Source organism: Edaphobacter aggregans DSM 19364 (assembly GCF_000745965.1).
Lineage (GTDB): Bacteria > Acidobacteriota > Terriglobia > Terriglobales > Acidobacteriaceae > Edaphobacter > Edaphobacter aggregans.
On the sequence record NZ_JQKI01000001.1, the window covers coordinates 75,673 to 90,255 of the forward strand.

Here is a 14,583-nt window from a genome sequence, read left to right on the forward strand (position 1 = left end):
GACAACTACTTCTCCGACTTTTTCCGCGCCACTTCGAACTCTTCGCCCGGCAGCCACTCGATCATCTTTGGCGCGGAGATCGCCTCCCAGCCCAGTTCCATGCCGAAGCGGATCAGCTTCGCGTTGCCCGCGAAGTCCCAGTCGGCGTGGTAGTTATCCGTGAAGTTGTGGTAGTCGTGGTCGACGAAGTCCTTTGCCTTCGCCTGTCCCCACGCCTCGTCGTGGCCCTCGAAGAGTTCGCCCTGCTCGACCGAGAAGGCAGGGATGCCGACGCGCGACAGCGAGAAGTGGTCGGAGCGGTAGTAGCTTCCGGCCTCGGGATGCGCGTCCGGAACGATGGTGAAGTCGAAACGCTTCGCCGTGGCCTCAACCGTCGGGTAGAAGGTGGTGCGCTGCGCTCCGTTGAGGTTCACCTCCCGCGGGATTCCGATGGGAAGGATCATGTCGTAGTTGATGTCGAGCGCGATCTGCGACGCAGGGATCGGAGGATGCTGGCCGAGGTATTCGGAGCCAAGCAGACCCTGCTCCTCTGCCGCCACTGACGCGAAGACGACCGAGTGCGGCGGCTTGATGCCCGACGCGGCCCACGCGCGCGCGAGTTCCAGAACCATGCCGCAGCCTGTGCCGTTGTCGGCGGCGCCATTGTAGATGTTGTCGCCGGCCATGCCGGGCACGGAGCCCAGGTGATCGTAGTGCGCCGTGTAAATCACCGCCTGGTCCGGCTTATGTTCCGCGACGTTCGCGCCGGGAAGGATTCCGACGACGTTCGGCGACTGGAAGCTGCGCACCTTGCTCTCGATGTGCGCCTCGAGGCTGACGGGAAGCTCCACCGCCTTGAAGCCCTTTTTGCCCGCGGCCGTCATCTCCTGTTCGAGATCGAGATTCGCTGCCTTAAAGAGCTGCCGCGCGCTCTCAAGCGTGATCCAGCTTGCGGCTTCGAGTTGCGGGTCCTTGTCGTCGCGCAGGTAGGTCTTCTCGCTGGTGTTCGAGTTCTTCACCACGTCCCAGCCGTAGCTCGCAAGATCGGTACGGTGAATGATCAGCGCGCCCACAGCGCCTTGGCGCGCAGCCTCTTCGAACTTGTAGGTCCAACGGCCGTAGTATGTCAACGCCTTGCCGCCGAAGAACTTCGGGTCGTCCGATGGAGGATCGCCGACGATGCACAGCACTACCTTGCCCTTCACATCGACGCCGGCGTAGTCGTTCCAGCCGAACTCCGGCGCGTTCACTCCGTAGCCGACGAAGACGATCGGGGCTTTGATATCTGCGGTCTCCGTCAGCTTGCGGTTGTTCACGGTGTAATCGTCACCGTACTTCAGATCGTAGGAGTAGAGCGCGATGGACATACCGCCACCCTTCGGCTTGTCCGGAACGAACGAGAAGTGCGTCTTGTCGCCAACGGTCTTGGTGCCGACGAAGTTCACCTGCTGCAGAAACGTCCCGTTGTCGCCGCCCGGCTTCAGGCCGTAGAGCGCGAACTGCGTCGCGATGTACTGCGCGGCGATCTCGCCTCCGCGCATGCCAGGGCCGCGGCCTTCGAGCAGATCGTCGGAGAGAAACTTCACGTGAGCGCGAATCTTCTCGGGGTCGATCGAGGCCTCGGCGGCCTTCACCGCGGGGGGTATGGACTGCGCGAGCAAGGCCGTTGAGAGGCAGAAAAGCGAGAGGGCAGCAAGGCGGAGGTGGTTCACGTTCGAACTCCTGTGGGTAGGGCGGTGACTTCAGTACGTTGGCTTCAGTTTAGCGGCAGGGCGGGACGAGCTCCGGCGGCCTCTGCGCACCGGAGCTTCGGGTTCTGGCTCGGGCAGCCGCACCGGCTGAACGGCCATCACATCGAGTCGCTGCAGCACCTTGCGCGCCAGGCCTGTGAGCGGAAGCGAGAGCAGCCGGCTGGTGCGAACCCACTGCAGGTCCGCGCGCGCAGCAGGAACGGCGCGGCGCAGACCGCGATCGTAGCGTCCGCGCGGCGAAAAGACCTGCACGTAGTAGTTGGTGTTCGTGATGGCGTGGCGCAGCCGAAGCATGGGCTCGCGGCCCTGGACGGCATCGAGCGGCAGCGGAGGAAGCTCGTACATGCCGGCCATCAGGCTGGTGTCCTGGGCGCGCCGTTCCAGCAGAACCTCGGTGATGGTGCCGCGCTTGCGCAGGTTCAGCAGATAAGCGGCCGGCCGGCTGCGCTGTACGGCGCGCGAAGGCGTGATGTGCTCGCCGCGCGTCTGGCACATGCTGAAGACCGGGCAGTGCAGGCACAGCGGCGCGCGAGGCAGGCAGATCGTGGCTCCAAGCTCCATCATGGCCTGGTTGTGGTCGCCGGCGGCGTTGACGTTGTGCTCGACGCGCCGGCGCGGAACCAGCGCGGCGGCCTGCTGTTGCACGAACCCACGGCCCGCTGCGGTTGCGTCTTCGGCGCGGCCGGTCAGTCGGAGCAGCACGCGCTCCACATTGCCGTCGATTACCGGAACGCTCTCTCCGAAGGCGATAGAGGCGATGGCGGCGCAGGTGTACTCGCCGATGCCGGGCAGTGTGCGCAGTTCGGCTGCGGTGTGGGGCAGCGAGCCTCCGCGCTCCTGCACAATAAACTGCGCCGCCTTGTGCAGCATGCGCGCGCGGCGGTAGTAGCCGAGGCCCGACCACGCGGCGAGCACCTCCTCCTCCGCGGCCAGCGCCAGCGCGACGATGGTGGGGAAGCGGCGCAGGAAGTTGTTATAGTGCTCGATCACGGCGGCGACGCGCGTCTGCTGCAGCATCACCTCGGACACCCACGTGCGATAGGGGTCGGTCACTCCGCGCCAGGGAAGCTCGCGCGCGTGGGCGCGGTACCAGCTCATCAGGCGGCGGCGGAAGGCGTGTGGGTCCAGCTCGGTGCGCGCCGAGGCGGAGTGCGCGTCGTGCGCGTCGAGAAGCTGGAGCCGTGAAGTAGCTTGCATGCGGATGACAGTCTACCGCCTCCCGCGTAGTCGTACTATGAGGAAATGACGGCGACGCGCGATACCTCCATGAGAGCGCCGGCGCTTACGCGGCGCGGCATGGCGAAGCTGGCAGTGATGGCGGCCGGAGCCGGGCTGCTTGAGACCGGACTGCTGCGGCCCGACGCGGTGCTGTGCGCGCAGACGAAGGCAGCCGCGCCATTAGCTTTCCCGCCATCGGCGCCCGCGAAGGATGACGTGCGCTGGAGGCAGAGCTGGGACGCCGCACTCGCCGTTCTCGCTGGCAACGTCCGCGACGTCCCCCGCTACGACCGGCCCGTACTCTTTGAGGGCGCGGTGTATCCGGGCATCTGGCTGGAGTGCGGGCCGCATGAGGGCCTGGTCTACGACACGCTAGCAAAGTACGTGAAGGAGACGAGCCCCGCGAAGTCCGCTCCAGCCGTGGCGCGCAACAACCACATGGCATTCTTCGCGCTGCAGCGCGAGGACGGCCAACTGCCTGCCTCCATCAAGCTCACCGAGGCCGGCTACGGGCAGATCCAGATGGTCGTCCCCATTGCGGCCACTGCGTGGGAGCTTGTGCGGCTCACCGATGACGACGAGCTGCTGGTCACCGCCTACAAGGCCTGTGGCCGTTGGGACGCCTGGCTGCGCAAGTATCGTGACACGCGCGGCACGGGCCTGGTCGAGGGCTTCTGCACCTATGACACCGGCCACGACAACAGCCCGCGCTGGAAGGGCGTGCCCAATCGCTGCCCCGACGCGGACGCGAAGAAGTTTCCTCCCGGCGTCGGAGTTCCGCGCCTCTGCCCGGATCTCTCGGCGACGGTCTACGGCGGACGCGTTGCACTTGCGGCGATGGCAAAGATGCTCGGCAAACATGACGAGGCCGCGCGCTGGCAGCAAGACGCCGATACGCTTCGCCGCCTGATCATCACCAGGCTCTACGACCCGCAGGACGCAGCCTTCTACGATCTCGACACCGACAACAGGTTCGTGCGCGTGCGCTCGGACGTCATCAGCCGCGTGCTTGGCGAGCACGTGCTGAAGCTGAACGACGCACGCGATCGCACAATCTTCGGGGCGGTGTGGACGCGCCAGATCCACAACCCAAGGGCCTTCTGGGCGCCGTATCCGCTCACCTCGGTGGCGATGGACGATCCCAGCTTCGTACGCCCGATCCCGCGCAACTCCTGGGGCGGAGCCACGCAGGCACTCACTGCTTTGCGCGCGCCGCGCTGGATGGACCACTACGGGAAGTCCGCCGAGCTGAAGCAGCTGATGTCGGCATGGTGCGAGGCCATCATGCGCCACATCGAGTTCCGCCAGCAGATGGAGCCGCTGACGGGCGACTTCAACCAGGCCGATCCGAGCGGCTACTCGCCCGCAGCGCTCGTCTTCCTAGAGTTCGCGCGCAGGCTGGGCCACGCCCCCGTATGATCGCTCTCACCCACGATGACAGATTCTTGCTGCACTCTTAACAAAACGAAAGAACGAGGACTTCCAATGCGGATGAAGCTTGCCGGCCTGCTGCTGGCTGTTGTCTCAACCAGCGCTGCGATGGCGCAGGGAACGGTTCCCACCTTTACCCATACCGTTGCGGGCAAGACTTACACGCTTGTCGGGAACGATCCCGCGAAAGGGGAGACCACGACGATTCCGACCGTGCTGGTTCCGGTAACTCTCTCGTTTGAGGCGAGGAAGGTTGCTGGCAAGCCGTTCGCGATGGATGCGAAGGCCGACGTTCCGCGCCTGCTGAGCTCGCCTGTGTTCTCGAAATTCGCATTTGCGAACGGAGGAAAGACGCAGTACGGCGACGCTCTGTTGCGGGCGACGTTTCCCAAGGCAACCGGCTGGCACACGCTGCTGGGCAAGCCTGAGGTGAAGCCGCTGACGGTGACGATTCCCGTGGGCTACGGCTACGTCCTGACCTCGAAGAAGACCGGCGAACACGTCGCGGTGGCCGATATCCAGTTTCTCCAGAAGGAGATCTTCAAGCAGCTTCCCAAGCAGGACGGCAAGCTGGTGATGCTCGTGGTCCACAACACGACGTTCTATGCGGAAGGCGACGCGACGGTCTGCTGTTCGTGGGGAACGCATGGCGTCGATACCGCGACGGGCAACTCGTTTGTGTTGGCGACGTATCTGCACGCTGCGCCCGAAGTGGTCGAGGACAAGGACGTTCAGCCGCTGACGCAGCAGCTTGCGGAGTTCCTGAAGGACCCGCTGCACGATCCGCTCTTCCACGGCGCACGCGGCGTGACGGCTCCCGGCAACGCTGTGAGCTGGATGCGTACGGCGTCGGCGCAGGGCGGCGATCAGGGGCGCTGCGGCGGCGATCAGGTGGCGACGCGCTACTTCCTGCTGGAGCCGACGGACACGAACCCGAAGAACAACTTTCCGGCGTCAAAGCCGTTCGTCGCCGCGACGTATCACGTCCAGAACGTCGCTCTGCTGCCGTGGTACGTCGCCGGATCAGACGCGATGGGCGCAACCTACAGCTTTCCGGATGCGAAGGTGCTGACCGAGCCAGCGAAGCCCTGCCCCGCGCACGGTGCGGCGGGATCTGCTGCTCCTGCAAGACCGACGGTTGAGCCGGTTGCGCGGACCGGCGGCGACAACGGCCATCGGCTGATCGGGTACTGGGCGGGTTATGGCTCGGCGTCTTCGACTTTCTCGTTGCGCGACGTGTCGCCGCAGTGGGATTACATTCTGGTCGCATTCGCGACGCCGGACAAGAGCGCGCCGGAGGGAACGATGCAATTCGCTCCGCCGACGGGAATGGATCCCGCGGTCTTCAAGGCTGACGTTGCGTATCTCAAAAGCACGGGCAAGAAGGTGATGATCTCGCTTGGCGGTGGCGGACAACACTTTACGCTGGCCGATCCGAAGAGCGTGCCCAACTACGTCGAGTCGGTGACGAAGATCGTCGAGGAGTACGGCTTCGACGGGATCGACATCGACTTCGAGAGCCCGTCGCTCTCGATCGATCCTGGCGACACGGACTTCAAACACCCGACGACGCCTTCGATCGTTAACCTGATCGACGCGCTGCGGCAGCTGCACAACCACTTCGGGCCAAACTTCATGATCTCGCTGGTGCCGGAGGGAACGCAGATTCCGGCGGGTTATCCAAGCTACGGCGGGCAGTTCGGCTCGTACCTGGCGATCACGTACGCGATCAAGGACATCCTCACCTTCATCGACGTGCAGGACTACAACACGCCGCCGTTGCAGGGGCTGGACGGCGAGATCTATCAGCCGGGAACGGTCGACTACCACGCGGCGATGACGGAGCTGCTGCTGCACGGCTTCAACGTGGGCGGCGACCCGAAGTACTTTTTCCCGCCGCTTCCGGCGAAGCAGATCGCGGTTGGCTTCCTGACGGGCGACACGAACGCCGAGATCGTGAACGGCGCGATGGACTACATCGTCACCGGCAAAGCCCCGGTGGGGGCGACGTACAAGCTGCGGAAGCCCTCGGGCTATCCGGAGATGATCGGAGCGATGTTCTGGACGATCGACGCAGACCGGAGGGGGAACTACAACTTCTCGAACTCAGTGGGGCCGCTGCTGCATGGATACCCTGCTCCCTCAAAATAGGCAAATTATTGATTTTTATTGAGTTAGATTGGCCGCTTATGAGGCAAAATAAGGATTCCAGAGGGGGCAGGATCAAGATAAGTGGTTATTCCCGGGATACCTTCCCAGACTTTTTCTTTTTTCGGCTAAAGAATACTTTGCGCAAATGGAGGAGGAGCGACCTCTAGTGCGCCGTTAACTCTGCCTCAACCGGCTCGTGCAGCGCTCCCGATGAGTGCGGCGCGCCCGAAGAGACCGTCGCTAGGATCGGGAAGACTAAATTCATGATCGGCTGCACTGCCTCGGCAGCAGGCTGGTGATTCGGTGTATAGAACCACTGCTTCACGGCGCCGTAGATCGCCCACGCAGCCGTCGTCGCGACGATCTCCGGAGTAAGGCCCTCAGGCACAGCCTTGTTCTCAATGCCCGCGAGAAGCGTGCGCCGGATCGCCGCAACAATCCCCGCCTCCATCAGCGGCTCAAAGGCGCTGTTCCGGTTGCAATCCTGCGGATCGGCGTGTGTAGCCGTCAAGTAATCGCAGGTCGCGAGAATAATCGCGCTCGCCGCCGAGGGACATGTCCCATCGAACATCACGTTGCGCTCGGCAAGCAGCTTATGAAAGCCCCCCGCCACCATCGCATCCAGCAGGGCAAACTTGTCCGTGTAGTGGTCGTAGAAAGTCGCGCGGTTGACGTCGGCCAATGCCGTAATGTCGTGGACCGAGATCTCCTCGAAGCCCTTTTGCGACATTAGATTGCGCAGAGCTCCCTGGAGGGCCTGACGGGTCCTTCGGATTCGTGGATCGCGAACTTCGCAGTCAGAGATTGGCATAAGCTATCGTTTCCAGCAGCTCGCTACTTCTGTGTATTAGAGGCTACCAGAGAGAAAAAGAATCGCCGCGACAACATATGTCGTCATATAAGGTGTCCGACATACGTTGTTTAGACGTTGAATGTCGGCCAAGGAGAGCAAAGGTTATGCCGACACTTCTACAGATCAACTCCAGTCCTCTACCGACCTCCATCAGCAGCGAGCTGACAGCCGAGTTTGCCAAAGCATGGAAAGCGAAGAATCCCGCGGGAACCGTGATCCGCCGCAATCTCTCGGACGCGCCCCCGAAGCCGGTCGACCAGACCTGGATCGGCGCAGCGTACACCCCTGAGGGCGGGCGCACCGACGAGCAGAAGGCCGTCCTCGCCGTCTCCGACGCCTTGATCGCCGAGCTCCAGCAGGCCGACGAGATCGTGATCGGTGTGGCGATGCACAACTTCAGCATTCCCTCAGTGCTCAAGCTCTGGATCGACCAGGTCGCCCGCAGCGGCAAGACCTTCCAGTACGGCGCGAACGGCCCGGAGGGTCTGCTCAAGGGCAAGAAGGCGACCGTGCTGGTCGCGAGCGGAGGCGTCTACGAGGCCGGAACCCCGGCGGCCACGATGAACTTCGTCGAGCCGTACCTCCGCGCAGTGCTCGGATTCCTCGGAATCACGGACGTGAATTTCGTGAACGCGAGCGGCGCCGCACAGATCATGATGGGCGCAATCGACCGCGAGGCCTTCCTGAAGCCGACGCTCGAGCAGGTGCGAGCCCTGGCGGCGTAAGGCTCGGAACTCGTACGAACATGCGCATCAGCGCAGAACGTTCGGAGACCTGCAGTGTGACGTGTTGACGGAGGAGGGGCTGGACTGGGATGCTGACGGAAGCATCCGGGCCCGGCTCCTTTTCCATTTAAGACATCGCACTCACGCGAGGCCTGATGAACGCGCGGTCGCACGGTTTCTCTTCTCTCGGGAGAACGATCTTTCTCGGCTGGCTGCTGCTGGCTGCCGGAGCGGCGAGTCTTTGCGCACGCGCCCAGTCGCCTTCCGCGACCCAGCCGCTTTCCGCCGCGCCTGAGGCCGTTACGCCCATCACAATCGTGCGCCAGGCGGGCCACGAGGATGGTGTGGCCCAGATCGTCGAGAAGGGGAAGAAGAAGCCGCGCAAGATCGCTCCACATGCCGTGTCGGCGTGGAGGGTGAGAGGCGGCGACGGCGCGCTGGTGGTGGTGCTGCAGCCGGCAAAGGGCAGACTGCCGAAGCAGTACATCCTGCGCTACTACGACCTGGACACCGGACGCCGACGAGTGCTGGGCAGGATCCCCATGAGTACGGCCTCCTTGGTGGAGACAAAGGCAACGGATGAGCGCTGGGCGTTCGCGCTGAGCGGAACCGACGTGACGACCGGTAAGCCCTTCATCGTGGTTGGAGACGACCAGGCGATTCCGGGGCTGCTGCCCGGCGGCGCTTCACCGGCGTTTCACGACGACACGACCGTGAGCTACACCGAGGCGGGCGCGACGAAGACCGCGAGGCTCGGCGTTCTGCTGGGCAGGGAGCTACGCGACATCTACGCTCCTCCGCAGACAGCGCAGACGGCTCCGAAGTTCCTGCAGGTCTTTCCGAACGGCGATGCGATGGTGGAGCTGAAGGACGGATCGATCCAGAAGGCGCGGTGGCGCACCAACGGCGAGATCGTGGACCTGATCGGAGATAAGGCCACGTATGCCGTGCCGGTGAGCGGCCTGATGGCGGTGAAGGGTGTCCCGGCGGGTCAGCGATTGGGAGTGCGCCTGTTACAGGATCTCTCGTCGCGCACAACGCATGAAGGCGATGTGGTCAAGTCGGTTTCGATTACCCCTGTGGTAGTGAATGGGGAGATTTTGATTCCGGCGGGCACGACGCTTGAAGGCAAGGTCGTGCAGGCGGACGGGGTGGGGTGGGGGTTCAAGCACGAGAGGGCTTCGCTGACGATTGACTGGACGAAGGCGACGCTGCCGGATGGCCGGGTGCTGGACGTGGACATGCGCGTGTACGAAGTGGAGAACGCGCAGGAGAAGGTGACCGAGACAGGCAAGATCCAGGGGATTCGGTCGACGGGGACGATCGGGTACACGGTGCAGAATGGCGTTCTGGCGTTTGCGGGCATCGATCCGATCGCCTACATCTTCGCTGCGGCGTCGGGCTCGGCAGTGCTGGGATTCGCCGAGCCGGAGATCCTGTATCCCGGCGGCACGGAGTTGCTCCTGGTGAACGTGAGGCCGTTGATTACATCGACATCGTATCCGTCCTCGATGACGCCGATGGAGAAGGACGCCGCCGGACGCGAGCAGCTGCAGGCCTTCGTGAAGAAGCTGCCGTTCCGCACGCGCACCAAGGGATCGAACAAGCCCTCCGACATTACGAACCTGGTATTTATCGGCGATCCCGCGGCTCTGGAGCGTGCGTTCACGGCGGCGGGGTGGCTGGAGACCGACGAGCTGTATGCAGCGTCGACGTTCAAGACGGTGAAGACGCTGACCGGCAACCAGGCCTACATGCAAGCTCCGATGTCGGTGCTGCTGCTCGAGGAGCGTGCGCCGATCCTGACGTTGAGCAAGACGACGAACAGCTTTGCGTCGCGCCACCATCTGCGCATCTTTCCAACAACGGAGCGCTATGACGGAGAGACGGTGCTTACCTCGTCGTCGACGCAGGACATCGGGATTGCATTCTCGAAGAAGCAGAAGACATTCATTCACGTGATCGACCAGCAGATCGATAACGAGCGCTCGAAGGTTGTGAACGACCTGATGTTCACCGGCTGCGTCGAGAGCCTGGACATGGTGGAGCGGCCGTGGGTCCCGCGCGACGCGTACAACTCAACCGGCGACCGGCTGCTGACGGATGGCGAGGCGGCGGTGATTCGTTTGAACAACTGTGACCATCCGCATACGACGCCGACGACGCCTGCTCCGGCACCGAACCGCACACAGCGCGCGACGCGCGATACGTCGCTGACGATACGAAGCGATCTCTATCGCGGTAACTTCATCTACATGGGGATTGCGGGCATATTGCAGGCCCGCAACTATCTCCGCAGCGCAAGCGAGCTGCCTGCGGAGACTGGAGCGTGGCGCAAGACCGACGCATCGGGGGCGGACTATACGGCACTTGACTCAAGCGGCAGCCTGTCGGGGGCGGATCGATCGAACACGACGACTGCCGAACTGCATGAGAGGCAGACGGGCGAGTTCAACCCGACACCGACCGCTGAGGACCTGGCGGCGATCGAGAAGGCCAAAGCGGACCACAAGTGGGACCCTCCGCGGTACGAGTTCGCGGTGCACGGCGGCTACATGCACATGCGCGAGGACTATCTTTCAGCGGTGGGCGTGATTGAGTACTCGTCCGTTCCCACGAATCCCACGTATTTCATCTTCCTCGCGGACAACGTCGGCGATGGATGGGCCGCGGGCGGCTCGGTGACGTTGAACAGCTGGAAACACTTCTCGAATGAGTTTTCCTACTTCCGCCAGCAGGTGAAGTATGAACTGAATTCGATTAACGCGACGATTCCGCCGGGGACAGACGTTATCTTTACCGACGAAGACCTGGTGACGGATCGCATTGGGCTGGTGACGCGGCAGTTCGAGTACAACCTGCTGATCCATGCGACGAAGCCGACCTCGCGGTGGCGGCCGTATGCCGCGGTGGGACCGGTGCTGCAGCTGATTGCGCTGAACGGATCACCACTGAAGAAGCCTGCGGGACCGTTCAATCTAGGTTTGAAGAACATCGGGCTTATCAAGGCTGCGTTCGACTTCGGCAGGACAGCTCCGCTGGATGGAGGGGGAATCTTCCAGTTCGGCCTGCAGTATGGCGCGGGCGTGAAGTTCAGGGTGACGCCGCGTCTGACGATTCGCGCGGACTTCCGCGAGACATGGAGCAGGAATCCGGACATCATCGCGGACTCGTACCAAGACTACGACTCGAACGAACTCGATGAGACGTACACCACAGACGTCCTCCGGGTAGGCCCGGAGAAGAAGTTTCTGCAGGACCGGTACACGGTGGGCGTGGCGTTCACCTTCTAGTGGTTAGTGAGTAGTGGTTCATTGAAGAAGAAAGGCTAATCACTAACCACTAATCACTTCCTCAATCGGCGATACCGGGATCAGGAGTGTCGATGCCGAGAGCGGTGGCCAGCGCATTCAGGTGGTCCTGCTCGTCGCGCAGGATCTCGCGGAGGTCTTCGCCGAGCGCGAACTCATTAAGCTCATCCGCCTGCTTGATCCGGCGGCGATAGTTGCGAATTGTCTCCTTCTCGTTCTCGAGATCGAAGCGCAGCATATCCTCGGCCTCGTCGGAGGTCTTCACAGGCTTGGGCGTGACGGCGGGCATGCCCCCATGAGGTCGATCCAGTAGCTGACCTTGAGCGCGTGGGCGAGCTCTTCCTTGGCGTGGACCTCGAGCTCACCGGCGATGTTCATGTAGGCCGCGCCTTTGAGAACCTGCGAGTAGTTCACGTAGGCGATGATGGCCTGGTACTCGCGCTCGAGGTCCTGGTTAAGAAGCTCGACGATCCTTTCACGGGTTATGGCAGTGCTGGGTGCTGCTGCTGTCGTAGCCATTTCTTCTTTCTCCAAGGAAGACTTTAAGACCCTCAGTGAGATGCAGAAAGAATGCGAGGCGTTCTCCGGCTGAGTGTTAAGGTCAACCGGCGAGCGTGGGGTAGTCGGTGTAGCCGTGCGGGCCGGGAGCGTAGAAGGTGTTGGGCTCGGGACGGTTGAGCTCGGCGCGGCGGCGGAAGCGGCCGACAAGGTCGGGGTTGGCGATGAAAAGCTTGCCGTAGGCGACGGCGTCGGCCTTGCCCTCGTCGAGCAGCTGCTGGCCGGTCTGCTGGTCCAGCGCCTCGTTGGCCACCAAGACGCCGCCGAAGGCCTCCTTGAGGTGCGGGCCGATGGAGTCGGGGCCGACGTGCTCGCGCGCAGCGATGAAGGCGAGGTTGCGCTTGGCGAGTTCCTGCGCGACGTAGGTGAAGGTCGCGGTTGGGTCGGAGTCGGAGATGCCGTGCGAGTCGCCGCGCGGAGCCAGGTGCATGCCAACACGCCCCGGTCCCCAGACAGAGATAGCGGCGTCCGCGGCTTCGAGCAGGAAGCGCGCGCGGTTCTCGATGGGGCCACCGTACTCGTCGGTGCGCTGGTTGGAGCCGTCCTGGAGGAACTGGTCGATCAGATAGCCGTTGGCTCCGTGGAGCTCAACGCCGTCGAAGCCGGCAGCCTGCGCATTCTGCGCTCCGCGACGGTAGGCCTCGATGGTCTGCTTGATCTCGTCGAGGGTGAGGGCGCGAGGGGTGGGGTAGTCGCGCTGGGGGCGGAGGAGGCTGACGAGGCCCTTGGCGGCGATGGCGCTGGGAGCGACGGGCTGTTTGCCGTTGAGAAGCTCGGGGTCGGAGATGCGGCCGACGTGCCAGATCTGCGCGAAGATGTGCCCGCCCTGCGCGTGCACGGCCTTCACGATGGGCTTCCAAGCCTCCACCTGCTCCTTCGACCAGATGCCGGGAACACTGGCGTAGCCGACGCCCATGGGGTCGACGGGGATGCCCTCGGAGATGATGAGCCCGGCAGAGGCGCGCTGCGCATAGTACTCGACCATGATGGGCGTGGGAATGTGGTCGGCCGTGCCACGCAGTCGCGTGAGCGGAGCCATGAAGATTCGGTTGGGAAGGTGAAGGTCGCCGAGCTGGATGGAATCGAAGAGGGAGGGCATCTGTTCTCCGTTGAGATTTGATTACGGATAGTTAGATGAGCGGCGAAAGGTGAACGATGCGAACCGGAAGTGGTTAGTGCATGAACGTGCTTGCAATCTCTGCAACTCGTTCCTGAGATGCCGTTCGTTTGCTCATCCAAAAGCGCGTGGCCTTCGACTATTTGAATACTAGGGCGAGTTGGAAGCGGGTTTGTCGTTAGAGCGACTCGAAGTCCCAAAGAAGATTGAGAACAGGCTGGAAGTTTGTTCGCAAGATGTCCGGTATACGGTGGCGTCGTTTCACGACCTTCGACAAACCATTTTTGATAGATATCAACGAAGTCATAAGAACTGACTTCAACCCACGCGAGCCATGCGAAGGGTTCGTCGCTATTGTCGACCGGTATTTCTATGCGTCCGATGATAAAGAATCGTTCTTCGTCGAGGAAACACTGGTCAGAACTACACTGTCCTCGAAGACTCTGCTCTTCAGGTGATCGTTCGGCCCATGCGTCGGGTGACGGCACACCCCAGACTAGAGGTGGGCCGTCATGCGTTAGCCCGCAATTGGCACAGACGAAGGACATTCAGTCTTCACTTTACAGCGGGAACTGCTTGAGCCAAGCGCGGAAGTCTGCGCCTAGTTGGTTGTTCTTGAGGCCGAACTCTACGGTGGCTTTGAGGAAGCCCAGCTTGTCACCAGCGTCGTGGCGCTTGCCCTCGTAGGTGAAGCCGTAGACCTTCTCGTGCTGGAGCAGTGCCTTGATGCCGTCGGTGAGCTGCAGCTCGCCGCCTGCGCCGGGCGTGATGTTCTCGAGCATATCGAAGATGCGCGGCGTGAGGATGTAGCGGCCGATGATGGCGTTCTGCGACGGGGCCTCTTCGGGTTTGGGCTTCTCAACCATGTCGTTGACGGCGAGCAGGCGCGGGTTCTTTGCGTCGCGCGTGACCGCGAGGCAGCCGTACGCGGAGATGGCCGCGCCTTCGACGACCTCGGAGCCGAGGATGCTCGAGCCGGTCTCCTCGAACGCCTCGACCATCTGCTTCATGCAGGGAACCTTTGCGTCGACGATATCGTCAGGCAGGATGACGGCGAAGGGCTCATTGCCGACGATCTCCTTGGCCTGGAGGACAGCGTGGCCGAGGCCCAGCGGCTCAGCCTGGCGCGTGTAGGTGATCTTCGCGAGCTTCGAGACGGAGCGCGCGATCTCAAGCAGCGCGGTCTTGCTCTTCGCGGCGAGCGTCGCTTCGAGCTCGAAGGACTTGTCGAAGTGGTCCTCCATGGTGGACTTGCCGCGGCCGGTGACGATGATGATCTCGGTGCAGCCGGCGGCTACTGCCTCTTCGACGCCGTACTGGATGAGCGGCTTGTCGACGAGGCAGAGCATCTCCTTGGGCGTGGCTTTGGTTGCGGGGAGGAAGCGTGTGCCGAGTCCGGCGGCGGGGAAGACTGCTTTGCGGATTTTCTGAGCCATGAGTTCCTTGTATGCAGTTTGGTTGTGGAAATGCTAGCAGTCCAAAACCACCA

General features: G+C 62.8%; 9 protein-coding genes and 2 pseudogenes. 4 read left to right on the forward strand and 7 right to left on the reverse strand.

Annotated features, from left to right (window positions below; genetic code table 11):
• Positions 1-5: 5 nt before the first annotated feature.
• Positions 6-1,691 carry a M28 family peptidase gene (locus Q363_RS00360; protein WP_035346945.1) on the reverse strand — a complete coding sequence of 562 codons (1,686 nt, stop codon included), beginning with the start codon at positions 1,689-1,691 and terminating at the stop codon, positions 6-8.
• Positions 1,692-1,721: 30 nt separating this feature from the next.
• Positions 1,722-2,927, reverse strand: coding sequence for an HhH-GPD family protein (locus Q363_RS00365; protein WP_084079788.1), 1,206 nt, complete (start codon positions 2,925-2,927; stop codon positions 1,722-1,724).
• A gap of 45 nt (positions 2,928-2,972) precedes the next feature.
• Between Q363_RS00365 and Q363_RS00370 the strand changes: the two genes are divergently transcribed.
• Positions 2,973-4,367 carry an MGH1-like glycoside hydrolase domain-containing protein gene (locus Q363_RS00370; protein WP_245631953.1) on the forward strand — a complete coding sequence of 465 codons (1,395 nt, stop codon included), beginning with the start codon at positions 2,973-2,975 and terminating at the stop codon, positions 4,365-4,367.
• 66 nt (positions 4,368-4,433) lie between these two features.
• Positions 4,434-6,530 carry a glycosyl hydrolase family 18 protein gene (locus tag Q363_RS00375; RefSeq protein WP_035346947.1) on the forward strand — a complete coding sequence of 699 codons (2,097 nt, stop codon included), beginning with the start codon at positions 4,434-4,436 and terminating at the stop codon, positions 6,528-6,530.
• 163 nt (positions 6,531-6,693) lie between these two features.
• Here the strand turns inward: Q363_RS00375 and Q363_RS00380 are convergent, their stop codons facing one another.
• Positions 6,694-7,260, reverse strand: a complete 567-nt coding sequence (locus tag Q363_RS00380; protein WP_064742575.1) for a TetR/AcrR family transcriptional regulator — start codon at positions 7,258-7,260, stop codon at positions 6,694-6,696.
• Between the two features lie 227 nt (positions 7,261-7,487).
• On the opposite strand from Q363_RS00380, the gene Q363_RS00385 reads away from it, so the two are divergent.
• The gene (locus Q363_RS00385) at positions 7,488-8,108 is read left to right on the forward strand and encodes an FMN-dependent NADH-azoreductase (protein ID WP_035346948.1); all 621 of its coding nucleotides are present in this window, start codon (positions 7,488-7,490) and stop codon (positions 8,106-8,108) included.
• Positions 8,109-8,263: 155 nt separating this feature from the next.
• Positions 8,264-11,401 carry an LssY C-terminal domain-containing protein gene (locus tag Q363_RS00390; RefSeq protein WP_035346949.1) on the forward strand — a complete coding sequence of 1,046 codons (3,138 nt, stop codon included), beginning with the start codon at positions 8,264-8,266 and terminating at the stop codon, positions 11,399-11,401.
• A 61-nt stretch (positions 11,402-11,462) separates the two neighbouring features.
• On the opposite strand, the pseudogene Q363_RS46020 reads toward Q363_RS00390, so the two are convergent.
• From Q363_RS46020 to galU, 4 genes and pseudogenes are all read right to left on the reverse strand, one after another.
• Positions 11,463-11,938 (reverse strand): annotated as a pseudogene (locus tag Q363_RS46020) (ferritin-like domain-containing protein).
• An 82-nt stretch (positions 11,939-12,020) separates the two neighbouring features.
• Complete coding sequence (locus Q363_RS00400; RefSeq protein ID WP_035346950.1) at positions 12,021-13,076, reverse strand: alkene reductase; 1,056 nt, start codon at positions 13,074-13,076, stop codon at positions 12,021-12,023.
• Between the two features lie 128 nt (positions 13,077-13,204).
• Positions 13,205-13,642: pseudogene (locus tag Q363_RS46025) on the reverse strand (DUF2199 domain-containing protein); the annotation flags it as partial.
• 12 nt (positions 13,643-13,654) lie between these two features.
• Positions 13,655-14,530, reverse strand: a complete 876-nt coding sequence (gene galU, locus Q363_RS00410) for a UTP--glucose-1-phosphate uridylyltransferase GalU (RefSeq protein ID WP_035346954.1) — start codon at positions 14,528-14,530, stop codon at positions 13,655-13,657.
• Between the last annotated feature and the right edge of the window lie 53 nt (positions 14,531-14,583).